This window comes from Paenibacillus sp. FSL R5-0341, assembly GCF_037975235.1.
Taxonomy (GTDB): Bacteria; Bacillota; Bacilli; order Paenibacillales; family Paenibacillaceae; genus Paenibacillus; species Paenibacillus amylolyticus_A.
This window is the reverse complement of the sequence record NZ_CP150241.1, coordinates 3,603,847-3,629,174: the sequence shown is the minus strand read 5'-3', so window position 1 is coordinate 3,629,174 and position 25,328 is coordinate 3,603,847. Positions and strand designations below refer to the sequence as shown.

Here is a 25,328-nt window from a genome sequence, read left to right as displayed (position 1 = left end):
TGAAGATGTCCACCTATAAAGAGTTATCTCCGTCCTTGCGGACCATTATGACCCCGGGACCCGTTGAGGTTGATCCACGCGTACTTAGAGCGTTATCCTTTCCAATCCTGGGTCAGTTTGACCCGGAGTTCACATCCTTGATGAACGAGACGATGGCGATGCTGCGTGAGTTATATATGACAGACAACGAGTGGTGTTATCCGGTAGATGGTACATCCCGTTCAGGCATTGAAGCTGTGTTGGTCAGTCTGATCCAGCCCGGTGACAAAGTTCTCGTCCCGATCTATGGACGATTTGGACATCTGCTAGTTGAAATCTCGGAACGCTGTGGTGCCGAGGTTGTCTTTTTTGAAACGGAATGGGGCACGGTATTTGATCCGGAAGAGGTGATCAAAGCGATTCATACGCATAAACCGAGTCTGGTTGCGATGGTTCACGGTGAAACATCCACCGGACAGATGCAACCCCTTGCCGAGATAGGCAAAGCCTGTCGCGAGCTTGATATCTTACTCGTTGTAGATGCTGTGGCAACCATTGGCGGCACACCCGTGGAGACGGATGCCTGGCATCTGGATGCGGTGATGGGCGGCACGCAGAAATGCCTGTCTGTTCCTTCAGGGATGGCACCTCTCACATACAACAGTCGTGTGGAGCAGAAACTGATGAGCCGCAAAACAGTTGAACGCGGACTCCGAGACGCAACCAGTGCACGGGCAGAAGGCCGCACGATTGCCAGCAATTATTTTGACCTGAGCCAATTGCAGGATTACTGGAGTTCAGCACGGTTGAACCACCATACGGAGGCCACCTCCATGCTCTATGGTCTTCACGAAGGATTGCGCATTCTGCTGCAAGAAGGGTTGGAGGCCAGGTTCCAGAGACATCTTGTGAATGAACGTGCGTTGGTCGCCGGAATTCAGGGAATGGGATTGCAGTTGTATGGGGATATGTCTAGCAAACTTCCGGTGGTCACTTGTATCACGATTCCGGAGGGGATCGATGGCGAGTCGGTGCGCAGCATGTTGCTGAACGATTTCAGCATTGAGATTGCCAGTTCATTCGGACCGTTGAAAGGACAAATCTGGCGGATCGGTACGATGGGATTCAGCTGCCAACGAAAAAACGTACTTCATGTGCTCGGAGCTTTGGAAGCTGTTCTTCTCCGTCATCGTCATGTGTTACCAGCCGGTGAAGCGGTGCAGGCAGCGATGGATGTGTATGCAGGGAAGGAGGGCGCCTTATGTTAAACCAAATGCCAATCTCCAGAGAGGTCATGGTCACCACTCCTCATTACCTGGCGAGTGCAGTAGGTAGCTCCATCCTTCAGCAAGGCGGGAATGCTTACGATGCTGCTGTTGCGGTCAGTGCAGCACTAGGTGTGGTATATCCGCATATGACCGGACTTGGCGGGGACGCCTTCTTCCTGATTCATGATGGAACGAGCGGTGAGATTACCGCCTATAACGGAAGTGGCCGCTCAGCCGCAGGCATTCATGCCGATACGTTCAAAGCGATGGGTATGAATGCCATTCCTCAGCGCGGTGTGCTTAGTGCCATCACGGTTCCGGGAATGGTGGATGCTTGGTGGGAAGTCTGGTCCCGGTACGGAAAGTTACCGTGGGAGCAATTGCTTGAACCTGCCGTGCAGTATGCGGAAAAAGGATGCCCTGTATCCCGAAATCTCCGCCTGTGGATGGAAAGGGATGAATATTTCATACTGGGTCATACACCTCTGCGAGCGGTATTTGCCCCGTCGGGTACACTTTTGCAGGAAGGCGAGCTGCTGATTCAGCCTGAACTCGCTACCTCCATTCGTCTGATTCAGACGGGAGGGCGAGATGTTTTTTATACAGGGGAGCTTGCGGATCGTATGACTTCGGCTATTCGTGAGGATGGGGGCATGCTTGCACCAGCGGACTTTGCGGGTCATCGTGGCGAGTGGGTGAAACCCGTTAGTACGGGGTATCGTGGCTATGAAGTTCATCAGATGCCGCCCAACTCGCAGGGATTCTCGATGCTGATGATGTTAAATATGTTGGAGCATACGGATCTGTCCTCTGTTGCACGCACCTCACCGGAATTCTATCATCTGATGGCGGAAGTGGTGAAAAAGGCGTTTCGGGATCGTGACCGTTATCTGACGGACCCGGATTTCAGGGACATTCCGCTGGACCATCTATTATCCAAGGCTTACGGAGACCAATTGTGGAATGAGATTCAGGCTGCTCCACCTGTGGCACAGCCGTTTTTGTCCAAAACGATAGGTCAGGACACGGCGTATGCAGCGGTTGTCGATAGCGAAGGCAATGCCGTTTCCTTCATCCAAAGCCTGTATTTTGACTTCGGTGCGGCGTATGTTCCGGGGGATACGGGGGTTATCATGCAGAACCGGGGGTCGTTTTTCTCCTTAGATCCGAGAGATGCCAACGTACTGGAACCGAATAAACGCTCATTCCATACCCTCATGCCGGGCCTCGTTACACGAGATGGCAAACCTTATATGCTCGTGGGCACGCAGGGAGGCGAAGGTCAGCCACAGACGCAATTATCCGTGCTTACCGGAGTACTTGATTACGGGCTTAACATCCAGGAAGCGATCAGCCTGCCGCGTTGGGTGTACGGACGTACCTGGGGTGAAGAAGGCGATACGATGCGTGTGGAGAACCGATATCATGATGACGTGTGTGCAACCCTTGCCCAGTGGGGACATAACGTTGAAGCCAGAGCGCCGTGGGACGGTATTATGGGACAGTCTCAAGGCATTGTCATTCTTGAGGACGGCATGATTAGCGGCGCAGCAGACCCCAGAGGCGATGGAATGGCTATTGGATGGTAACAGACAGTGATCGGAAGGTTAATCTGTCATCGGAGTACAAGTGTAAATATGTATAAGTTGAACGATATAGACAGACACAGATAGGGGAGATTGGCATGGGAACGATCCTGCTGAAGGGCGCACAGCTTGTGACGATGAATGCAGAAGAGGAAGTGTTCATCGGAGATCTATTGATCGAGGATAACAAAATCAAGGAGATTGCAGCGCACATCGACGTTCAGGCTGATCAGGTCATTGATGCTCGCGGTAAAGTGCTGCTGCCAGGTTTTATCCAGACGCATATTCATCTGTGTCAGACCTTGTTCCGTGGACGTGCGGATGATCTGGAACTGATGGATTGGCTCCGTCAACGCATCTGGCCGCTGGAAGCAGCGCATGATGAGGAGTCCGTCTATTATTCGGCAATGCTTGGACTCGGGGAATTGATCTCCAGCGGAACCACGACCATTCTGGATATGGAGACGGTACATCACACAGACTCGGCGTTTCAGGCGATGGCACAGAGTGGCATCCGGGTCATTTCCGGCAAGGTGATGATGGATCATGGAGACGAGGTTCCCGAACCCTTGCGTGAGAATACAGCAACTTCACTGCAACAGAGTGTGGATCTGCTAGAGAAATGGAACGGTTTTGGCGGAGGTCGCATTCAATATGCTTTCTGTCCACGCTTCGTAGTATCGTGTACCGAAGAATTGCTGGTAGAGGTGCGCGACCTGTCCAATAAATATCATGTCAAAGTCCATACCCATGCCTCCGAGAATCGCGGAGAGATCGAACTGGTAGAACACGAACGCGGAATGCGCAACATCGTATACCTTGATCATATCGGTCTGGCTACCCCAAGATTGGTGCTGGCCCACTGTGTATGGCTGAGTGAGGAAGAGAAGGAGATCATCCGCAAGCGCGGTGTCAAAGTCACTCACTGTCCTGGGTCGAATATGAAACTTTCCTCCGGGGTAGCGGATATTCCGGATCTGCTGAATCGTCAGATCGCGGTTGGGATCGGGGCCGATGGTGCCGCGTGCAACAACAATCTGGATATGTTTCAGGAGATGCGCCTCACGGCCCTAATGCAGAAGATTCCTCATGGCCCAACGGTGATGGATGCACGGACGGTATTGCGTATGGCTACTATGGGTGGTGCAGAGGTGCTCGGCTTGTCGAAGGAAATCGGCAGTCTCGAAGTGGGCAAAAAGGCAGATATGCTGCTGCTGGATCTGGATGATTTCCACACGTATCCTTCCTATGAGACGGATGTCTATTCCCGCGTAGTGTATTCTGCAACACGAAGCTGTGTGGACACCGTGATTATCGATGGAAGTATCGTGCTCAAAAATCGTAAGATTCAGACGATCGATCGTGGCATTGTGCTGCGTGAGTCGGATAAGAGCATTGCGAGATTAATGAAGCGCATCTGATTGAAGGAAGCTTATGCGATTCCAGAAAGGATGGAGACCGATATGGAAATGCATGATCTGTGTGCAATCGCAGCCCGCGAAACGCGCTGCGTGCTCGCAACAGCGATCAAGGTAGAGGGTCATGCTTACCGTAAGCAGGGAGTCTCTATGCTGTTGATCGAGGGTGGCATAATGTATGGCAGTATCAGTCCGGGATGCCTGGAGAGTGATCTTCAGGCCCGGGTGAGCCATGTACTGGATACGAAACAGATGGAATTCGCGGAATACGATATGCGTCCTGAGGATGATCTGTCATGGGGTGAGACGATCGGGTGCGGTGGACTCGTTGTTGTGTTGCTTGAACCTGTATGTGGTGAACTCCGACATACGTTGCAGAAGATGCATGAGTGTTTGCAATCCGGGGCTACAACAGCGTTAACCCGAATGTTCCAAGATGATTATACGAAGGTGCAATATGGCTGGAAACGGATTGAGTCCATGGAAAAGGGGCAAAAGTCAATTTTACGTCCTTCGCTCGTCCTTCGTCATGATCGCGGGGCGAATCATAATCAATCGCCATTGCAGGGTGATGAACAACACAGCAGCGGAAATACCAAGCATGAACATACAACATCAACACAATATTCTCCCGAAATACCTCGCCTTACGCTTGTGCCTGAAGTGGCATCTGCTACGTCAAACGGATATCACTCTTCCCATCTATCCGCTAATTCACAACATATATCTGAGGCTGACGCTGAATTAGCGACAAACAACACGGTTTCAACGAATCCCTGGAACCTCCCGCAGCAACATACTTCGCTGTACACGCCTATACCTCGCCTGATTATCATCGGAGCCGGGAATGATGTTATTCCTGTTGCCAGACTCGCCCGATCCGCAGGATTCCGTGTGGTTGTAGCGGATTGGCGAGAGTCCTTATGCACCTCGGAGCGGTTCCCTGAAGCTGAATTTGTACTTGGTTTCCCACGTGAGATTATGCCTCTGTTAAACGTGAACAATCGGGATTATCTGATTCTAATGAGTCACAATTTCCCACGCGAACGTGAACTGTTGGAGATGCTGGTGAACTGTGAGTATGCGTACCTTGGTATCATGGGTTCCAAAACACGAACGGCCCGCCTGCTTGATGGTTTACCATCCTTGAGAAATATACACTCTCCCGTTGGTCTAAGTATCGGAGCGGACGGTCCCGAACAGATTGCCATCAGCATTGCTGCTGAATTGATCGCGTGTAAACATAAGGTCTCTTCCTTGAGTTCCGAGTCGCAGAAGGGGAGCGTTGTACATGCGAATGACGGGCATAGTTCTGGCAGCAGGTAAGAGTCGTCGCCTTGGTCGGGATAAACTCTCGGTTATCATGCCTGACGGAAGGTCACTGGCTGCATGGTCACTGGAAGCTGCGTTGAATTCGGAGTTGGATCAAGTGGTCTGTGTGGTCAAACCGGAAGATTCGCTCGCATGGCTACCATTAAAATGGTTTGATTCTGCCACGTATGCCTATCATCCTACAGCGAGACTTCGAATTGTGGTCTGTGCTGACTATGCTTTCGGCATGGCAAACTCTCTTCATTCTGGCGTATTGTCCGCCATGGAGTACAAACCGGAGGGCATTCTCATGCTTCTGGGGGATCAGCCTTTATTAAAAGCACAGGATATCAATCTGGTGACCACAGCACTGGCTACCCACAAGCTGAGTGACTATGTCGCAGCTACCGACGGTGAGGGTGGTAAACCGCCCGTTGCTTTTCGCTCCCATATGTTCGGCCCTCTATTGTCCTTGCATGGAGATGAGGGGGCACGCAAGATTATGCGTAGCGCTAACTATTCAGGTGTACATGTACCACTGTCTGAGACTAGTTTCTGGGATGCGGATACAGAACCGGAATTGGAACGTATTCTGAATTATGTATACGAGTCGAAGCAGACAGACTAAATAACAGGAGAAGATTATTAACTATGTATAATTTAATAACATGATCAGGTCAGCCAGGCAGTCTGGTTGGCCTGTTTGTCTTCTTTTAACGTGTAGCAAAAGAGAGTATGTGTTAGCTTTCAATAGATCATGATGCATCAAGCACAAATGGAACGCAGGTTTTATACATTTATCCAAAACGATGTGAAGGTAATTGACGTTGCTGCTGAACTCTCATATGATTTGAAGAATTATCTGGATCAGACGGTTGAATTTCCTGCCCATGGAAGAGAGAGAAAGGGGATGCTGCGATGGTAACACCGGCATACGGTTCTGGAGCCATGCCATCGGTATGGCAACCTGAGAACCTGCAAGAACTGCAAACATTGAGAAGTAGACTAAAGGGAATATGTTGTTTCACGGCAGGCGGAACATTGCTGCGAACCCAGTGGGAAGGTGGCTTGATTCCAGCGCCTGAACACATGATTAGTCTGGGTCGTATTCCTGAAATGAGCGGTGTATCTATTCGTGGAGATGAGCTGGTCATTGGAGCCATGACCCGATTGAAGGAATGTGCCTCACAAGTGTTGCTGCTTCAACTGCCGATCCTGCAAGAAGCGGTGAATGCAATTGCTGCTCCTTCCATTCGTAATGTGGCAACCATTGGCGGGAATGTTGTATCTGGAGTAGGGGATACCCTGACTGCTTTGCTTGTATATGATGCGGAGCTGCACTGGTTGACGGACAGCGGCATAGAGATCTGCAGTGTGTCTTCCTGGCTTCAGGGTGGACGGGATGGCAGCCGTAATCCAGGGGACGTATTAATCTCGATTCATATTCCGATGAGACCGTCCTCTATGCTTGATGTGAACAGGGAGCACAGGCTTGCTACACGAGAAGTTTCCTTTTACCGCAAGCTGGGTCGACGGGAGACGTTCAGTGCATCGCTGGTGACGATTGCTTTGTATGGGGAGATTGATTCGGATAACCGCTGGACCAAGATTGCGATTGCGGCTGGTGGAGGCTCAGGCATGGCGATGCGACTTCTGGAGTCAGAACAACAGCTTCTTGGTAGCGAAGCTTCTGTCATGCAAGCGGCGACTCTCGCAACTGCTGTAGCTAGCGAATTTTCGACGTATAGCGATGCATTTGCAACAGAACATTATCGCAAGCAGACCGCAGGCAACATGCTTGGCGCCGGGCTATGGGAGGCACTTCACGAATAGAAGAATGGGATCACACAAAGGGGGAGAGGGATCATGCTGCTGAATCGGGAACAGAGCGGGAAACGCTGGCACCTGCGGCCAGATGGGGCACCCAAAGTAACAGGGCAGCTTCAATATCTGACGGATATGACGCTACCTGACATGCTTCATGGCAGAGTATTACGAAGCGAATATCCTTATGCTCGTCTATTGTCTATAGATACTTCGGAAGCTGAGGCGTTAGAAGGTGTCTATGCGGTTCTAACCTCCAAAGATGTGCCTGGACTGAATCGTTTTGGTATTGCGACCCCGGATCAGCCTGTGTTCTGCGAGGATATTGTACGTTATGTCGGTGACGCCATTGCAGCGGTTGCTGCGGATTCCCCCGAACGTGCGGCGCTTGCGCTGGATGCGATTCGGGTAGTGTATGAGGAACTCACGCCACTGGATAGTACAGATGCTGCAATGGCTCCCGGATCACCAGAGCTGCATGAACATGGTCCAGGCAATGTGCTGCATCGCACGGAGATCAAACGTGGAGATGCGGAGCAAGCCTTTGCCGCATGTGATCATATCGTAACAGAGACGTATTATACACCTCGCCAGATGCATGCTTACATGGAGACAGAAGGTGGCCTGTTTGTCCCGGATGAAGAGGGGCGGCTGAATGTATACGCAGCAACGCAACATGGCTATAAAGACCGGATGCAGCTTGCACGCATCATTGGCTGTCCTGAAGAAGATATCCGGGTGGTGTCTTCACCGATTGGTGGTTCATTTGGTGGAAAAGATGAACTCAACGTACAGCCCTATGGTGCATTGCTGGCCTTAAGATGCGGACGTCCTGTGAAAATGCATAATTCGCGTAAAGAATCCGTTCGTGCAGGGCTGAAACGGCATCCAATGAAAATTGAAATGCAGACCGGCATTAGTCGAGAAGGCATAATTCAAGCACATCGTGTCCGTATAACAGCAGATACCGGAGCGTACGCCACACTTGGTGCACCCGTGCTGAACTTCTGTACCGAGCATTGCCTTGGACCCTACGCTATTCCTCATGTGGATGTGGAAGGGGTGTCTGTGTATACGAATAACGGGCTGTCAGGTGAGTTTCGTGGATTTGGCGGGAACCAGGCGATTTTTGCCATGGAAGGCCAGATGGATCGGCTTGCAGAAATCATGGATATGGACCCTTGGGAGTTCCGTAGACGCAATATGCGGGAAAAGAATGATCCCGGACCGCTGAATCAACGGATTCTGGTCACCGATGGACTATCCCAAGTCTGGGAGGCATTGGATCGTTCCGAGTTGTGGCAAAAACATCAGCATCCTCCGGCAGATCCTGCTCTGCCGCCATGGATTAAACGCGGAGTTGGAGCAGCCATCGCCATGCACGGTGCAGGGCTGGGTTATGGCATTCCAGACCCTGCAGGAGGCCGTTTGTCCCTGAATAACGAAGGCAAGATTGAGGTGGCGTTCAGCTACGAGGAATTTGGCCAGGGGCTCGTTGCAACGCTGGAAATTATGCTATGTGATCTGTTCCAATGCAGTACATCGGACCTCAGTATCATCATTGGAGATACGGATCGTGTACCACACAGCGGCTCAAGTACCGCTTCGCGTTCAACAACCATGGCCTGGATGGCACTACAGCGGTTGCAGACTCCATTTCGATCCCGTGCTCTCACGGTCGCGTCTGAAATGTCAGGCATTCCGGCGGATGAACTGGTAACAGGACCTGGTGGTATATGGCACAAAGGCCAGCTTCCTGCCGACATTTCAGAAGTAGAAACAGAATCAGGCTTTGTGGTCTCGTATGCCGAACTCGCGATGCAGGGCGAAGCCGATGAATGGATTTTTGATACAAAGTTTGATTACCCAACTACGCCGGACAACGTGGTAGGCGGGCATTATTTGTATACGTACGCGGCGGTTGCGGCAGAGGTGGAAGTGAATACCTTAACCGGAGAAACCAAGCTGCTGGATACACGCCATGTTGTGGCGGCAGGGCCGGTCATCAACCCTATGGGCTACATTGGACAGATTGAAGGTGGCAGTGTCATGGCCCTTGGATTTACGTTGACCGAGGATGCAGTTATGCAGGACAGCCGCTATCTAACGACCAACCTCGACACGTATCTGATCCCAACTATTCGGGATATTCATACCCATCTGGAGGTTGAGGCTATTGAAGACTTGCCCGAAGGTGATTCATTTGGCCCGAGAGGCATTGGTGAGATTGGTTCCGTAGCGCTTGCGCCGGCCATTACAGCCGCAATTCATCAGGCAACAGGCGTATGGGTCAACCGTCTTCCTGTACGGAGAGAACAACTGGTCAGACCTTTACATGTACCTTTGCAGGAAGGAGTGAGTCCATCATGAGTAAACCACTTGAGAATCACTGGACAGCCGTTGTGAATGGGGAACAGAAACATCTGGAGATCGCGCAAACGACCCGACTTGTTGATGTGCTTCGGACTCATTTGCAACTGACGGGTACCAAAGTATCGTGCGAAGTCGGTCGCTGCGGCGCATGTATGGTTCTGATGGATGGAGAGCCTGTGAATTCCTGTCTTGTTATGGCGTATCAATGTGAAGGCAGTGATATTACGACCATTGAAGGTCTGCACGGCGAAGAGATAGGTACTCTGCATCCGATTCAACAGGCTTTTGTGGAGGAAGGTGGTTTCCAGTGCGGCTATTGTACTCCGGGCATGGTGATCTCAACCAAGGCATTGCTGGATGCACATCCTGAGCCTTCACAAGATCAGATTGAAACGGGACTGTGCGGGAATCTATGTCGATGTACCGGATACGGGGGGATTATTCGGGCGGTACGAAAAGCAGGGGAACGTTGTGCGCGAACGGAAACATCTACCGAGGAAACCGTAAGTTGAGCCGGGACGCAGGCCTAAGACATAAACGAGGGCAATTGAAGAAACGTACTTGAAAAAGCATTCGAACAGGGATGCTTTTTTTGTTGTTTGTCCGGTTTTCTTCCAATTACACATCTAAGGTGAGATGAGGTTTCATACTCTAATTTGATTAAAGAATGAACCGTTTTCGTGAATTTTCAAATCGGATGAGAGAATGGAGGTATGATGTTCAAAATACGTGTATAAAAGAAGTTTAAACATTTACATTCACCATATATTTACAAAAATTGATGTACATGCTATGTTTACTTTGAAAGCGCCATCATGAATGGGTTCATTGACATTTCATTATCATATTTCACTTGGGAAGGAAGATGGAATTGATGAAAAATTTGCTCAAAAAGGCAACCGCAATGATGCTGGCATTGGCCCTACTTCTTGGATTAATGACAGCGCCCGTTCATGCAGACACACCACTGTTCACCATCGAAAGCGAAAATGCGCAGCTCACCCCGGATCTTCAAGTGGTCACTTCAATCTATGGACAACCCAAACCAGGATTCTCAGGGGCCGGATTTGTCTGGATGCAGAACTCGGGTACATTAACCTTCACTGTTACTGTCCCGGAAACCGGTATGTACGCGATCTCCACACGATATATGCAGGAGCTCAGTGCTGACGGAAGGTCTCAAAATTTAAATGTGAATGGTGTTACCAAGGGGGCGTACATGCTGCCTTACACGACAACGTGGTCGGACTTCGATTTTGGCTTCCATAAGCTGAATCAGGGTGCCAACACGATCGAGCTAAAGGCGGGTTGGGGCTTCGCTTATTTTGACACGTTCACAGTGGATCATGCTGATCTGGATCCCCTGAATGTGCAGCCAGTTCTGACTGATCCAGAAGCTACACCGGAAACTCAAATTTTGATGAATTATTTGACAGAGGTCTACGGGAACAACATCATCTCTGGTCAGCAAGAGATCTATGGAGGTGGAAATGACGGAGATACGGAGCTTGAATTCGAGTGGATTCATGATCTTACCGGAAAGTATCCGGCAATCCGTGGCTTTGATTTGATGAACTATAATCCGCTGTATGGTTGGGAGGACGGTACAACCGATCGCATGATTGATTGGGTGAATAACCGTGAAGGTATTGCAACAGCTTCCTGGCATATCAATGTGCCTCGTAATTTCAATACGTATGAGCTCGGGGACTTTGTCGATTGGAAAGAAGCTACCTACAAGCCAACAGAAACGAATTTTAATACAGCCAATGCGGTAATTCCCGGTACAAAAGAGTATCAATATGTGATGATGACCATCGAGGATCTGGCAGAACAATTGCTGATTTTGCAAGATAACGATGTGCCGGTGCTGTTCCGTCCGTATCATGAAGCAGAAGGCAACGGCGGGCTCAACGGGGAAGGTGCATGGTTCTGGTGGGCTTCGGCAGGCGCAGAAGTGTACAAAGAGCTATGGGATCTGCTATATACGGAACTGACCGAAACGTATGGCTTGCATAATCTGATTTGGACCTACAACAGCTATGTATACAGTACTTCTCCGGCTTGGTACCCGGGCGATGATCAGGTAGACCTTGTCGGATACGATAAATACAATACGATCTACAACCGTTATGATGGTTTGTCCGGCGTGCCCAATGAGGATGCCATTACCTCGATTTTCTATAAGCTTGTTGAATTGACAGGTGGTACAAAAATGGTAGCGATGACGGAGAACGACACGATTCCAAGCGTGAAAAATCTGACAGAGGAGAAATCAGGATGGCTGTACTTCTGCCCTTGGTATGGCGAGCATCTGATGAGTTCTGCATTTAACTACCCGGCAACGTTGAAAACGCTTTATCAAAGCGATTATGTCATTACATTGGATGAGCTGCCAAATTTAAAGGTTAACAATCCCAACCCCAGTGCATCCATCACACCTGTAAACGTCGAATTTGACAAATATACACCCAATCAAAGCGACAAAGCCGTAACCGTAAATGCGAACGGAAATACGCTGACTGCTCTTCGGGCAGGCAACAATGCGTTGACGGCAAATACGGACTATACCCTGAGTGGAAGCACACTGCTGCTGAAAAAAGCTTATCTGGCAACTCTGCCAGTTGGCGAGCATTCGATTGTTCTGGATTTTAATCAAGGTCAGGACCCGGTGTTAAAAGTTAAAATTGTGGATTCAACACCGAGTACGAATGCTTCGATTTCTCCTGTGAATGCAACTTTTGATAAAGCGACGAATCCGGCGCAGGATATTAGCGTATCTCTCACCTTAAATGGCCGTCAGCTTACAAGCATCACGAAGGGGAATGCTACGCTTGTATCGGGTCAGAATTATACAGCATCCAGCTCTGCTGTTGTTCTGAACAAATCCTATCTTGCTACGCTGCCCTTAGGTCAGAACGTATTGACCTTTCACTTCAATGGAGGAAATAACGCTGTGCTTACGGTGAACGTAGTAGATAGCACGGTTACTGTACCTGCCGGAAATTTGACGATTCAAGCTTTTAACGGCAATACAAGTGCATCCACCAACGGAATCTCACCCAAATTCAAATTGGTCAACTCTGGTAGCTCGGCCATCTCGTTGAGTGATGTAAAACTCCGGTATTACTATACGATCGATGGGGAAGAAGCTCAGAGTTTCTGGTCCGACTGGGCCAGTATGGGAAGTGCAAATGTAACGAGCAATTTCGTTAAACTGGCGACTCCAGTTGCTGGGGCGGATCATTATCTTGAAGTGGGCTTTACAAGTGGGGCGGGAACGCTGAATGAAGGTCAGAGCGCAGAGGTTCAAGCTCGCTTCTCCAAAAACAATTGGACGAATTACACTCAGACTAACGATTACTCGTTCAAGGCATCCGGTAGTCAGTTCGCAAACCATGATAAGGTTACCGGGTATGTGAATGGTCAGTTGGTGTGGGGAATTGAGCCGTAAGGAAGAAGCATGTTTCACGGGCTGGATCAGGGGTTAGTCCTCTGATTCAGCCTTTTATTGTGTAGTCAGTGATACACCCGTTAGACGGAATGTTCTTTTTCACGTTTAGTATGGGGCGATGTATCCCTGTCTGTTAATATGCGATCTATTATCTTTTTCGTATGCCCCATGATGAACTGAAGGAGCAGACCTGCACAACATACGGTTAGCAATGTTCCAAGCCCGATCGGTCCACTGAGCAGAAACGCCAGTATCAAAAATACAAAGTAAATCAATGTTCTCGATATAAATAATGGAGTTCGAGTAAGTTCATGCAGGATTAGGGTTAAGCGGTCAATCGGAATGGGTGCGAAATTGGTCTGTAAATAGATTGCGGTGCCGATACTTATGATTACTAGACCAATGACAAAAGTCATTAATTTGCTGTACCAAACTTCGGGCGTAATCAAGGATTCAGATACATAAAGCCACATATCAATCCCAACACCTGTAATAAATGCGGTGACGAGCCCCAGAAACTCGGGTTTTTGCTGCTTCAAAAGCGAATTGCATCCTATTAACAGGAAAGCAATGATGACTTCCCAGCTTCCTACACTGAGCCCTACCTGATGGGAAAGCCCTACCAGAAGTGCGTCAAATGGTGAGGTACCCAGTTCAGATTGAATGGTAAGCGAAATGCCAAGCGTTAAGATTAGAATACCTGCGACAAAAAGTACATATTTCAATTCATTCAACCTCATCTTCTATGTTATGTTGCAAATACAACAAAATTAAGTTAGATTCAATGTAATCCTTTTTTATTGCATTTGCAACAAATAATTAACTTGCTAAAGGAATGTGATGATAGATGACGATTCGTATAGAGATATGTACCGTTGAACAGGTGTGTGAACTACAGGAGATTAGTTATGAGACGTTTAATGAAACGTTTAAAGCGCAAAATTCACCCGAAAATATGAAAGCTTATCTGGAAAAGGCGTTTAATCGAGAACAATTAGAGAGTGAGCTATCCGTTACAGATTCACAATTTCTTTTTATTTATGTCAACCATAAATTGGCAGGGTATATGAAGGTGAATATCAATGATGCTCAGTCTGAGAAGATGGGGATGGAGTCCCTTGAGATCGAGCGGGTGTACATTAAGAAAGAGTTCCAAAAACATGGGCTGGGTAAGGTGCTGCTCCATAAAGCCATAGAAATGGAAACTGAACATCAGAAGAGGAATATTTGGTTAGGCGTGTGGGAGAAAAATGAAAATGCCATCGCATTCTACGAAAAGATGGGATTTGTTCAGACCGGAGCCCATGCCTTTGTTATGGGAGATGAGGAACAGAGTGATTTTATAATGACCAAAACGATACTGTAACGGGATCATTGAGGGAAAAGCCTGAGAGAAAAAATGCTAAATGCAGAATTCTTTCAGGCTTTTTTATCTTTTGCCAGAATCGATGAATCATAAAATGGAGAAATTGAAGAAAAAAATTAACATAATAAATATTATGTAAACTTATTATTTTCGATGACCATCATAAGCTACATCTATGGCATTTGTAAAAGTTAAAGTCCTGATTAATACATAAAGGCCATCAAAATTTTGCCGGATAACGATGATAGGACTAGGATGATCTCAAGGATTACCATTACAATTTATTAGTTGATTTTTGCATTTGATGAGCTAAACGAAAATCGTTTTCGTTCGTAGTCAGTCAGAGATCGTTACGTTCTTAATAATCACCTTAAAAGTTGAATATACCTTATGTTAAAAGAACTTATTGCGCATGAAATGGGTGTCCAAATTCATCATGTTGAATAATATGGATTTTTATATTTTAAATGGGAATTTATATTAACATTTAAGGTGAAACAATGGACGGATTGGAATGTTAAATCCAGCCGAAAAAGAAGTGAAATCAATCAAAATTTGAATTGGATAAATAAGGGATTAATTGCCGAAAAGGCGCTCCTACGCCGATTATAGATCAATTTCATATGGATTTGCGATGGATTTAGTACCGCTTTCACGTTATGCTTTTGAAAATTGGAAAGGAAGTGGGAAAAATGGAACGCGAACTGGCGTTGGAAATTGTCAGAGTAACAGAATTGGCTGCGTTAGCTTCAGCACCCTGGATGGGACGAGGCGATAAGAACAGTGCAGATGAAGCGGCTACTTTGGCCATGCGCGCCATGTTCGATTCCGTGTCCATTCGCGGCACGGTGGTAATCGGTGAAGGAGAAATGGATGAAGCACCCATGTTGTACATCGGCGAGGAAGTGGGCAACGCTGAGGGCCCTGAGGTTGACGTGGCTGTAGACCCGCTCGAAGGTACAGAAATCGTGGCCAAAGGACTGAACAACGCTCTATCGGTTATTGCAGTGGCGGGAAAAGGTAACCTGCTCCACGCACCGGACATGTATATGGAGAAACTGGCTGTAGGCCCTGCGCTTGTAGGCAAGGTCAGCATTGAAGACCCGGTTGAAGTGACCCTGGAGAAAGCAGCAGCTGCTTTGAACAAAAACATCTCGGACCTCACTGTGATGATTCTGGATCGTGTACGACATGAGAGCACAATCAAGACGCTGCGTAAGGTTGGCGTACGGATCAAGTTCCTCAGTGACGGCGATGTTGCGGGTGCGATGGCACCAGCCTTCCCGGAGGCGGGCATTGATCTGTATGTGGGGTCTGGAGGAGCGCCGGAAGGTGTGCTGGCGGCAGCTGCCCTGTCTTGCCTAGGGGGCGAGATTCAAGGTCGCCTGATGCCTGCCAACGCGGACGAATTCCAGCGCTGCTTGCAGATGGGGATCGATAATCCTTACAAAGTGTTAACGATGCAGGATATGATCGGCACAGAGGATGTCATTTTTGCCGCAACGGGTGTTACGCCAGGTGAGATTCTGGGAGGGGTACGGTATCTTGCAGATGATCGGGCCGAAACCGATTCGATTGTCATGCGTGCCAAAACCAAAACGATTCGGTTCATTCGTTCCCAACACTTCCTTCCGAACAAAGAAGTGCTGCACAAAGTAAGACAGCTGCAATCCACGCCAGAACCTTCGGATCGCATTCATGTGAAAACGTTAGAACAGGCGGAGTTTAGTCAATCCTCTGTTGATCAGGGCGTAACAACGACGTTGTAATTGGTCTTAAGTAGTTGTTAAAAGGATGGGGAACGGGTTCAATCCATTCCTCATCCTTTTTGTGTTAAAAGCATTGACAACGGTTACATGGCATGAGAAAATGTACGCGCGTACATAAATATTGATTTTTAATTACTATTTGATTTATTGATGAGCTATAAGGGGGTGAAATTCATGGCATCTCGTAAAGAAGTGGCTGATCTTGCGGGTGTTTCCGAGGCGACGGTCTCCCGGGTGCTTAATGGGGTAGGCCCTATTAAAGAAGAGACACGCCGCAAGGTCCTTGAAGCTTCCGAACAGTTAGGCTATGTGCCCAGCGCACTTGCTCGCAGCTTTGCCAGAAGTAAAAGCGGGAACCTTGGCGTGGTGTTACCTTATGTTCCGAAGGCGCATCTGTTCTCGGCTTATTTTTTCTCGGAAATGCTGAGTGGAATTGGAAGCAAAGCCAGAGACAATGGCATGGACCTGCTGGTTATGTTCCGGACACCGGGTGAAGTGATGAATTATACGGATCTGTTCCGGCGTCAGAAAGTGGACGCTTGCATTATCCTTGGTGCCAGAGATGATCACGAAGAACTGGCGGCCATGCAGCAGCTTCATCAGGAAGGACACCCATTCTGTGTCATGAATCAACATTTTGAGGGCCAATCGTTCATGGAAGTGGACGCGGATCATGTGGAAGGCAGCAGGCTTGCGATACGTCATCTTACGGATCAGGGGTATCGCAAAATCGCTTTTCTCAATGGTCCGGATAGCTATTCCAACAGCCAGGAGCGAATGGAAGGTGTCCGTCTGGGCCTGCAAGAAGCGGGTATGGAGCTGGACCCGAGCCTATTGCTTGAGGGGAATTACAGCAGACGAAGCGGCATTGCAGCCGCGGCAATTATAGCAGATCGGCTCCACGAGATTGACGCTGTATTTGCGGCCAATGACCGGATGGCTATTGGTGTCATGCATGGTTTGCGTGAGCGGGGAATAGGGCCTGCGGATTTTCCGGCATTCGTGGGGTATGACGACTCCGATGCCGCCGAGATGGCGGTTCCGCCGCTGAGTAGCGTCAGGGTTCCATTTTTTGAAATGGGTGAACTTGCAGCATCGAAGCTAATGCGTGGGTCAGTGGGTGGAACACCTGAAGCAAATAACCCGGTTGTATCCGTAACTGAATCAGCAAGAGCTTTGTTGCCTACCGAACTGATTATCCGTGCTTCTTCTATCCGTCAATAGTTTATTGGTGCATATATTGAAAGACTTTTTATTATTCCAAAGGAGGAAATGATCATGTCAAATCGTCTTCGTGTCGGAATGGTTGGATACAAGTTTATGGGGAAGGCCCACAGTAACGCCTATCGCAGTCTGCCGATGTTTTTCCCGTCTGCTCCGCTGAAGCCTGAGATGTCCGTGATCTGTGGACGTAACGAGCAGGGAGTGCAGGAGGCAGCGAATCAGTTCGGCTGGTCCGAGAGTGTAACGGATTGGCGAGAACTGGTGAAGCGGGATGATATCGATCTGATTGATATTAACGCGCCAAGTGATGCCCACAAGGAAATTGCGTTGGAAGCGGCTCGTCAGGGCAAACATCTTTTTTGTGAGAAACCACTGGCCCTGTCGCTTGCGGATTCACGTGAGATGCTTCAGGCAGCAGAGGACGCTGGAGTCGCCCATATGGTGGGGTTCAACTATCGTTTCTCACCAGCAGTACAGTTAGCCAAAGATCTAGTGGAGAGCGGACGACTCGGTAAGATCTATCATTTTCGTGCGTTTTTCCTTCAGGACTGGATCATGGACCCTTCGTTCCCATTGGTATGGCGTTTGCAAAAAGAAGTGGCTGGCTCCGGTTCCCACGGGGATCTGGGTGCGCATTTAATCGACTTGGCGCGTTTCCTCGTTGGTGAGTTTCAGGAAGTCATCGGTATGAGCGAAACATTCATCAAAGAGCGACCGCTTGCAGCCGAGATGACCGGGCTGAGTGCAAAGGGCAGTTCGAATGCGGATGCACCCAAAGGGGAAGTAACCGTCGATGATGCGACGCTATTCCTTGCACGGTTCGCAGGAGGTGCGCTGGGTAGCTTCGAGGCTACACGCTTTGCGGCGGGGCATCGCAGTACGAACTCGTTTGAGATTAACGGTAGTCTCGGTAGCGTACGATTTGATTTTGAACGGATGAATGAACTGGAAGTGTATTTTACAAAGGATGAAGAGGACGTACAGGGATTCCGCCGTGTATTGGCAACCGATCCTGCACACAAATATGCCGAAGCTTGGTGGCCTGCCGGACATACAATTGGATTCGAGCACACGTTCACCCATGAAATGCTGGAGCTGGTGACTGCGATCTCTGAAGGACGACAACCATCACCAAGTTTCCACGATGGGGTTGCCTGTCAGGCTGTACTGGAAGCCGTAGAACGTTCTGTGACGGAACGACGCTGGGTGCCGCTTGAAGAGATGTGAACAAGCAAGACAGCGAAGTCAGGAACAGGGTTGAACACAACTAAACTATCCGAAAGCGAGTGATTAAACGATGAGCAAAGCACTGATCGTATGGGGCGGCTGGGACGGACATGAACCGGAGCAGGTAGCAGCGATTTTTGAACGCATTTTGAAGGAAGAGCAGTTTGAGGTTGAAGTCTCGAATACGTTGGAGTCTTATGCGGATGCAGAGAAGCTACTGGGTCTGGATCTAATCGTACCATTGTGGACGATGGGGCAGATTGAGCAGGAGCTAGTCAATAACGTATCAGCGGCAGTTCAGAGCGGTGTGGGCCTGGCTGGTCTTCATGGCGGCATGTGTGATGCCTTCCGAAATAACGTGGACTGGCAGTTTATGACGGGTGGACAATGGGTTGCCCATCCAGGTAACGATGGCGTGGAGTATATGGTGAACATGAAGCGCGGCTCTAGCCCGTTATTGGATCATATTGAAGATTTTCAGGTGAAAAGTGAACAGTACTACCTGCACGTAGACCCGGCAGTGGAAGTGCTGGCAACGACTCGTTTTCCAGTGGTGACTGGTCCGCATGCAGCAAATGGACCGGTAGATATGCCGGTTGTTTGGACGAAACGCTGGGGCGCAGGACGGGTATTTTACAACTCATTGGGACATCATGCAGACATTGTAGACATGAAACCCGTGACTGAAATGATGCGCAGTGGTTTCAAATGGACGGCAGCAGGCAAGGAGCTTGCGAAGAGCCGAACAGATGCAGTGAATGAAGTATACACAGGTATGGCGGACAACCAGAACTAATGAGATTGTAGTTTGATTGCACATGTAAAGTCGGTCTCAACAATTCATCCTCAATGGATAAACCATTTCTGTTCCACGGCGAAGGGAGCCCCAGGCATGAAAACAATGAAAGTAGGCATTATTGGCTGCGGTAAAATCAGCGGTATTTATATGGAAAACTGTCACCGGTTCGAGGTGCTGGAACTTGTTGCTGTTGCGGATCTTGACCGGAAACGTGCCGAAGAGCAGGCTGCTGCCTATAACGTGCCTAACGTATACAGCGTCGACGAACTCTTGGCTGATCCCGAGATTGAGCTGATCATCAACTTGACGATTCCTTCCGTTCATGCGGATGTATGCTTGCGTGCGCTTGAATCTGGAAAACATGTGTATGTGGAAAAACCGCTTGCTGTTACCCGTGAAGAAGGGCAGGCCGTACTCGAAACAGCGAAGCGTAAAGGATTGCTCGTGGGTTGTGCGCCTGAGACATTCTTTGGCTCGGGTATCCAGACTTCACTTCAATTAGTGGAGGAAGGAGTAATCGGCAAGCCGGTAGCGGCGACTGCATTTATGATGAGCCGTGGACATGAGCACTGGCACCCAGATCCGGAGTTTTATTACGCGTCAGGCGGTGGGCCAATGTTTGACATGGGTCCGTACTATCTCACCGCATTGGTTCAACTAATGGGACCGATCAAGTCAATTGCGGGTATGACAGGTAAAGCCATGGAAGAACGGACGATTACGAGTGAGAAAAAGAGAGGCCAGACGGTTCCCGTTGAAATTCCAACTCACGTTACCGGTCTGTTACAGTTTGAACAAGGAGCCATTGGCACGCTGATTACGAGCTTTGATGTATTTGGCGGAAGTGCCCTGCCACCAATTGAGATATATGGCACGCACGGTACATTGCAAGTACCTGATCCCAACACCTTCGGCGGTCCAGTTCGTTACCGCTTGCTGGGTGAACAGGAATGGACGGAAGTTCCACTTCTCCCAGGGTATCAGGAAAATACACGCGGCATCGGTGTGGCAGATATGGCCTATGCAGCCCATAGCGGACGTGCACACCGGGCAAGTGGGGAGCTGGCATACCACGTTCTTGAGGCCATGTGGGCATTCCACGATTCATCAGATGAGCAGGCATTCTACCAAATGAAAAGCTCGTGTCAGCGCCCAGCTGCATTGCCAGTGGATCTGCCATTGTATACATTGGATAAATAAGACAGCCATTATTGCTTATATCATGACGAACAGCCCCTTTTCCTTCAAACCAGGAAAGGGGCTGTTTTTTATTAAATCAGAAAATCTGGGAATAACAGCGATCGGAAGGTTGTTCTGTCATCGGAGTGACCAGTGTAAATATTCTTCAGTTCAACTTATATAGCGATTTAGGGCTCAAATCCCGCCTGACTGATCCAGATCTCATCCTCGGCAAAATAGTCTTTCATCCGCTGAACAACAGCTTTATACGCATCAGGATGATACCAATGTTCCATCCTCACTTGCTGATAGAGTGACTCCATGCCGAGTCGACGGGTGCGCTTGCCCTCACTGCCATCGCCCATGAAATAATCGTCAATGCACACACGCTGAACTAGAGGTCTCAAGATGGATGCAAACTGTTCACTGCTGGGTAATACGGGAGCAATCGCAACCTGTGTGGGTATTCCGGCATCCCGCAACTGTTCCAGTGCACGTAATCGGCCGGCAATCGGGGGAGCAGAAGGACTGAAATGCTTGCGCATATCGTCCAGATCCGTCTCCACGGTCATGCTGACCCGAACCCGGTCACCTAACTGCTGTAGCAAATCTATATCCCTTGTAACCAGTGGACTGCGAGTCTGAACTAATACGAAATCCGGCGGATACTGTATCATCGTTTCAAGCAATGAACGCGTGATACGCTCTTTGTACTCGGCGGGTTGATACGGGTCAGTACTGGATGACATGAATATGGTGACTTTGCCTTTCGTCAGGGCACGTTGCAATTCTTTGGCGAACACTCGAGAAGCCTCCTGTTTCACATCGACCCAGCTTCCCCAATCCTCTTTGCGAAATAAGGAGACAGGCATCTGTCTGACATAACAATAGGAACAACCGAAGGCGCAGCCTGTGTAAGGATTCAGCGTATGTGTATATCCATTAAGGAACCCTGTCCCCTTGTTGAGTAACGTTTTGGGTACTTTGTAAGTAAGGTTGGTCTTCATGAGTTGTCATGCCTTTCGCGGTAGTGTGCAGGTGTGAGACCTGTGTGTTTGCGAAATACAGTAATGAAATAAGCTGAGTTGGGTATACCGACATGGCGTGCAATATCTGTGACGTTAAGTCTGGTATGTTCAAGCAACTTTCGTGCTTCGGTAATTCGTTTTTCCTGAATATATTGAACGGGTGTGCGGCCAGTAATCCGCTTAAACACACGATGCAGATGATAAGGACTACCATGACTTACGGTGGCAAGAACATCTAGGGTTAGAGGCTCGGCATAATGATGTTCAATGTAATCGGTGATCCCATATATCCACTCCTGATCAGGTACCCGCTCACCTGTTGGCTTGCAACGTTTGCAGGGTCTGAATTTTCGTGCTAATGCTTCTTCAACATAATGAAATATCAGAACATTTTCAGCTTTGGGTGCTCTCGATTTACAGGAAGGTCGGCAGAAAATACCTGTTGTCTGCACGCCGTAAAAGAACGTTCCATCATAAGAATTATCGTTGTGGATGATGGCATGCCAGTATTTTTGCTCTATAGATTCGGGTTGTATGCGATCTTGATCTCGACTTTCCACGGTGATCACCTCATCTCTAATTATACCGCTGATTCCAAGAGAATGACGAAGTTTCAACTTAAAAAGCAAGATATCAATATTTGGGGATATGGCTCCTTCCTTCAATCTGAACGAAATATGAGCTACAATATACAGGATGGTATACAGGTTTAGAACTCAAATGAAATTTATAGATGAAAGAGGTAGATAGGCATGGTTCGTTTTGGCGTAGTGGGTACCAACTGGATTACGGAAAGGCTTCTGGAAGCCGCAGCACAGGTTGAAGGATTCGAATTGACCGCCGTGTATTCAAGAACTGAAGATAAGGCTAACGCATTTGCAGATAAATATGATGTTGAACACCGCTTCACCGATCTGGAAGAGTTGGCGGCAAGTGATGTGATCGATGCAGTCTACATTGCAACACCGAATACGGTTCATGCGGAGCAGGCTGAGCTTTTTCTCAGAAACGGCAAACATGTATTGTGCGAGAAGCCTTTGGCTGCAAATAGCGCCGAAGTTCGAAGTATGATCGATACAGCACGAGAACACGAGGTTCTACTCATGGAAGCGATGAAATCGACCCTCGTTCCCCAGTTCAAAATGGTGCAGAAGAGCCTGCATAAAATCGGTCCTGTCCGCAAATACGTAGCAGGATACTCTCAGTATTCTTCACGTTACGACAAGTACAAAGAGGGAATTGTCCTGAACGCATTCAAGCCTGAACTCGCTAATGGGGCGTTAATGGATCTCGGTGTGTATTGTCTCTACCCATTGATTACATTGTTCGGTGCACCTAACCGGGTTCAGTCCCAAGCGATGATGCTTGAATCTGGCGTGGATGGACATGGTAGCGTGCTGCTGGATTATGACGGGATGGATGCGGTCGTTACATATTCCAAAATCTCCAACTCTCATCTACCAAGCGAAATCATGGGGGAATTGGGCAGCATCATCATTGACAAGATTGGCTCACCGGAACATGCAGAGATACGATACAATGACGGTACGGTGGAGCAGCTCACAGTCGAACAAACCCATCCGGCGATGTATTATGAAGTGGAGGAGTTCGTGCATCTGGTTCAGCAGGGCCAAAAGGAATCGGACATGAACACGTATGAACGCTCCTATGTAACGATGCAGGTTATGGATCAGATTCGTAAGCAGATTGGGCTTGTATTCCCTAACGATTGATTCAATAACAGGAAAGGTAGCTGAGACGAGATGAGCAGAGATGAGCAGAGCAACAGTACAGAAGTGCAGAAAAACAGCAGAGAAGATCAGCAGTCCAATGAGTCTGGAGGCTTGGAACTGAAACAGATCGTTTTCATAGGAAGAACCTTCGAGGAATATATGAAGATGTTCAACTTAACGGTGGACGAGATTAATGGCAAGTCTATTCTGGATTGTCCAGGCGGTGCCTGTTCGTTTAGTAGCCAAGCGCGCAAATTGGGTGCAGACCCCATGGCCGTGGATATGGCCTACGAATACGAGATCGACGAGCTTGAAGTAAAGGGATTTCAGGACATTGAGCATACGATGAAAAAGATGGAACCGGTGCAGGGCATATATGTGTGGGAACAATTTGGATCAATCCAGGGGTTAAAGGAAGAACGAACTCGTGCTATCACAGATTGCATCGCAGATATGAGAATGTTTCCTGACCGTTATGTGGCGTCTGTGCTCCCGGATCTACCTTTTGACGATGAACAATTCGATCTGACGTTATCCGCCCATTTCCTGTTTACGTATGCGGATCGATTGGATATTGATTTTCATGTTGCAACCGTAATGGAGCTGCTGCGTGTGACCAAACGAGAGGTTCGTATTTTTCCGACAGTGGATATGTCTGGCGAACGTTACAAGCATATGGATGCGTTAAAATTAATACTCGAAGAGCGTGGGTGCACCGTATCCGAAGAACCAACAGCATATGAATTTCAACGGAACGCTCACACCATGCTTCAAATTGTTAAACATAATCGAACAAGATAGGAGGTTTTTTTGGATGAATAAAGTACTTATACTTGGGGGTACACGTTTTTTCGGTAAACGTCTGGTGGATCACTTGCTGTGGGAAGGGAAGTCTCAGATCACAGTCGCAACTCGTGGTAAAACGGATGTTTACTTCGGACCCGAAGTAAAACGGATCAAGATGGATCGTGAAGACCCTGAATCTCTGGCAGAGGTTGCGCAGACAGACATGTGGGATGTTGTGTACGATAATATCTGCTATTCACCGGATGCGGCGAAATCAGCATGTGAAGCTTTTGCAGGACGCACCAAAAGATACGTTCTGACATCCACACTATCAGTGTACGGTGATCCCAGACCTGGATTTAAGGAAACGGATTTTGACCCATATACATATCCATTGCAGTATGGGAGTGCTGAGGATTTTTCGTATGGAGAAGGTAAACGGCTTGCAGAGGCTGTATTTTTCCAGGAAGCGGATTTCCCGGTTGTGGCGATGCGCATTCCAATTGTACTCGGGATCGATGATTATACGAGAAGACTTCATTTTCATATTGAACATGTGCAAAAAGGAAAACCGATCGGCATGCCGAATCCGGATGCAGAGATTGGATTTATTAATTCCACCGAAGCGGCGAGATTTCTCGCCTGGCTTGGACATTCGTCCATTACCGGTCCGGTGAATGCAGCTTCCAAGGGTGCGATTACGCTGTCAGCCATGATTCATCTGATCGAGACCGTTACGGGCATGCAGTCCCAGATCCTTACGGAAACCGTGAAAGAGGACATGTCACCCTTCGGGATTGAACAATCATGGACGATGGAGACGACCAAGGCAGAACAAGCGGGATATACGTTCGAAGCTCTGATGGAATGGTTCCCGGGACTCGTTCGTGAGGTTGCTCTCGCATTACAGTCTGAGCGGTAGAAACTATCGGCATGGATGGAACTGGAGGAAACGACGAGCCTGAATGAAACAGACGAACCAAACGGCTCGAACGAACGGGTCA

Annotated in this window: 22 protein-coding genes; 19 read left to right on the top strand and 3 right to left on the bottom strand. The window is 48.6% G+C overall.

Translation table 11 applies throughout. From position 1 onward, the window contains the following. The first annotated feature begins 5 nt into the window (after positions 1–5). The 10 genes from MKX75_RS16150 (at position 6) to MKX75_RS16105 (ending at position 13,213) form a co-directional block, all read left to right on the top strand. Positions 6–1,247, top strand: a complete 1,242-nt coding sequence (locus tag MKX75_RS16150; RefSeq protein ID WP_339165993.1) for an alanine--glyoxylate aminotransferase family protein — start codon at positions 6–8, stop codon at positions 1,245–1,247. Further along, positions 1,241–2,836, top strand: a complete 1,596-nt coding sequence (gene ggt / locus MKX75_RS16145) for a gamma-glutamyltransferase (protein WP_339165992.1) — start codon at positions 1,241–1,243, stop codon at positions 2,834–2,836. The genes MKX75_RS16150 and ggt overlap by 7 nt, the downstream gene beginning before the upstream one ends. 95 nt (positions 2,837–2,931) lie before the next feature. Then, on the top strand, positions 2,932–4,254 hold the full coding sequence (locus MKX75_RS16140) for a 5'-deoxyadenosine deaminase (RefSeq protein ID WP_062834805.1): 1,323 nt from the start codon (positions 2,932–2,934) through the stop codon (positions 4,252–4,254). Positions 4,255–4,296: 42 nt separating this feature from the next. Then, complete coding sequence (locus MKX75_RS16135; RefSeq protein ID WP_339165991.1) at positions 4,297–5,577, top strand: XdhC family protein; 1,281 nt, start codon at positions 4,297–4,299, stop codon at positions 5,575–5,577. Next, entirely contained in the window at positions 5,549–6,190 is a 642-nt protein-coding gene (locus MKX75_RS16130; protein WP_339165990.1) for a nucleotidyltransferase family protein, read from the top strand. The genes MKX75_RS16135 and MKX75_RS16130 overlap by 29 nt, the downstream gene beginning before the upstream one ends. Before the next feature lie 129 nt (positions 6,191–6,319). Continuing rightward, positions 6,320–6,487, top strand: a complete 168-nt coding sequence (locus MKX75_RS16125) for a hypothetical protein (protein ID WP_339165989.1) — start codon at positions 6,320–6,322, stop codon at positions 6,485–6,487. After that, positions 6,481–7,395 carry an FAD binding domain-containing protein gene (locus tag MKX75_RS16120; protein WP_339165988.1) on the top strand — a complete coding sequence of 305 codons (915 nt, stop codon included), beginning with the start codon at positions 6,481–6,483 and terminating at the stop codon, positions 7,393–7,395. The genes MKX75_RS16125 and MKX75_RS16120 overlap by 7 nt, the downstream gene beginning before the upstream one ends. 33 nt (positions 7,396–7,428) lie before the next feature. Then, a complete protein-coding gene (gene pucD / locus MKX75_RS16115) occupies positions 7,429–9,756 on the top strand; it encodes a xanthine dehydrogenase subunit D (RefSeq protein ID WP_339165987.1) in 2,328 nt (775 codons plus the stop codon). Continuing rightward, the gene (locus MKX75_RS16110) at positions 9,753–10,271 is read left to right on the top strand and encodes a (2Fe-2S)-binding protein (protein ID WP_339165986.1); all 519 of its coding nucleotides are present in this window, start codon (positions 9,753–9,755) and stop codon (positions 10,269–10,271) included. The genes pucD and MKX75_RS16110 overlap by 4 nt, the downstream gene beginning before the upstream one ends. A gap of 362 nt (positions 10,272–10,633) precedes the next feature. Next, a complete protein-coding gene (locus MKX75_RS16105; protein ID WP_339165985.1) occupies positions 10,634–13,213 on the top strand; it encodes a X2-like carbohydrate binding domain-containing protein in 2,580 nt (859 codons plus the stop codon). An 80-nt stretch (positions 13,214–13,293) separates the two neighbouring features. Here the strand turns inward: MKX75_RS16105 and MKX75_RS16100 are convergent, their stop codons facing one another. Further along, a complete protein-coding gene (locus MKX75_RS16100) occupies positions 13,294–13,938 on the bottom strand; it encodes a YitT family protein (protein WP_339165984.1) in 645 nt (214 codons plus the stop codon). A gap of 122 nt (positions 13,939–14,060) precedes the next feature. On the opposite strand from MKX75_RS16100, the gene MKX75_RS16095 reads away from it, so the two are divergent. The 6 genes from MKX75_RS16095 (at position 14,061) to MKX75_RS16070 (ending at position 20,798) form a co-directional block, all read left to right on the top strand. Beyond that, on the top strand, positions 14,061–14,579 hold the full coding sequence (locus MKX75_RS16095) for a GNAT family N-acetyltransferase (RefSeq protein WP_339165983.1): 519 nt from the start codon (positions 14,061–14,063) through the stop codon (positions 14,577–14,579). Positions 14,580–15,271: 692 nt separating this feature from the next. Beyond that, complete coding sequence (glpX, locus tag MKX75_RS16090; protein WP_076331631.1) at positions 15,272–16,348, top strand: class II fructose-bisphosphatase; 1,077 nt, start codon at positions 15,272–15,274, stop codon at positions 16,346–16,348. 174 nt (positions 16,349–16,522) lie between these two features. Next, positions 16,523–17,572, top strand: coding sequence for a LacI family DNA-binding transcriptional regulator (locus tag MKX75_RS16085; protein ID WP_339165982.1), 1,050 nt, complete (start codon positions 16,523–16,525; stop codon positions 17,570–17,572). A 54-nt stretch (positions 17,573–17,626) separates the two neighbouring features. Next, positions 17,627–18,799 (top strand): Gfo/Idh/MocA family oxidoreductase, encoded by a 1,173-nt coding sequence (locus MKX75_RS16080; protein WP_339165981.1) that lies wholly within the window; start codon positions 17,627–17,629, stop codon positions 18,797–18,799. Between the two features lie 70 nt (positions 18,800–18,869). After that, the gene (locus MKX75_RS16075; protein WP_339165980.1) at positions 18,870–19,595 is read left to right on the top strand and encodes a ThuA domain-containing protein; all 726 of its coding nucleotides are present in this window, start codon (positions 18,870–18,872) and stop codon (positions 19,593–19,595) included. 96 nt (positions 19,596–19,691) lie between these two features. Then, positions 19,692–20,798 (top strand): Gfo/Idh/MocA family oxidoreductase, encoded by a 1,107-nt coding sequence (locus MKX75_RS16070; protein WP_339165979.1) that lies wholly within the window; start codon positions 19,692–19,694, stop codon positions 20,796–20,798. 167 nt (positions 20,799–20,965) lie between these two features. Here MKX75_RS16070 and MKX75_RS16065 read toward each other — a convergent pair whose 3' ends face one another. Both MKX75_RS16065 and MKX75_RS16060 read right to left on the bottom strand, forming a co-directional pair. Next, entirely contained in the window at positions 20,966–21,784 is an 819-nt protein-coding gene (locus MKX75_RS16065; RefSeq protein ID WP_339165978.1) for a radical SAM protein, read from the bottom strand. Then, a complete protein-coding gene (locus tag MKX75_RS16060) occupies positions 21,781–22,365 on the bottom strand; it encodes a bifunctional transcriptional activator/DNA repair enzyme AdaA (protein ID WP_339165977.1) in 585 nt (194 codons plus the stop codon). Before MKX75_RS16060 ends, MKX75_RS16065 begins: the two co-directional genes overlap by 4 nt. Positions 22,366–22,557: 192 nt before the next feature. On the opposite strand from MKX75_RS16060, the gene MKX75_RS16055 reads away from it, so the two are divergent. Genes MKX75_RS16055 through MKX75_RS16045 form a run of 3 tightly spaced genes read left to right on the top strand, consistent with a single transcriptional unit; the run spans position 22,558 to position 25,246 of the window. Continuing rightward, positions 22,558–23,538 carry a Gfo/Idh/MocA family oxidoreductase gene (locus MKX75_RS16055; RefSeq protein WP_339165976.1) on the top strand — a complete coding sequence of 327 codons (981 nt, stop codon included), beginning with the start codon at positions 22,558–22,560 and terminating at the stop codon, positions 23,536–23,538. Positions 23,539–23,568: 30 nt separating this feature from the next. Then, positions 23,569–24,339 (top strand): SAM-dependent methyltransferase, encoded by a 771-nt coding sequence (locus MKX75_RS16050; RefSeq protein ID WP_339165975.1) that lies wholly within the window; start codon positions 23,569–23,571, stop codon positions 24,337–24,339. A gap of 13 nt (positions 24,340–24,352) precedes the next feature. Continuing rightward, on the top strand, positions 24,353–25,246 hold the full coding sequence (locus MKX75_RS16045; RefSeq protein ID WP_339165974.1) for an NAD-dependent epimerase/dehydratase family protein: 894 nt from the start codon (positions 24,353–24,355) through the stop codon (positions 25,244–25,246). Positions 25,247–25,328 lie beyond the last annotated feature (82 nt).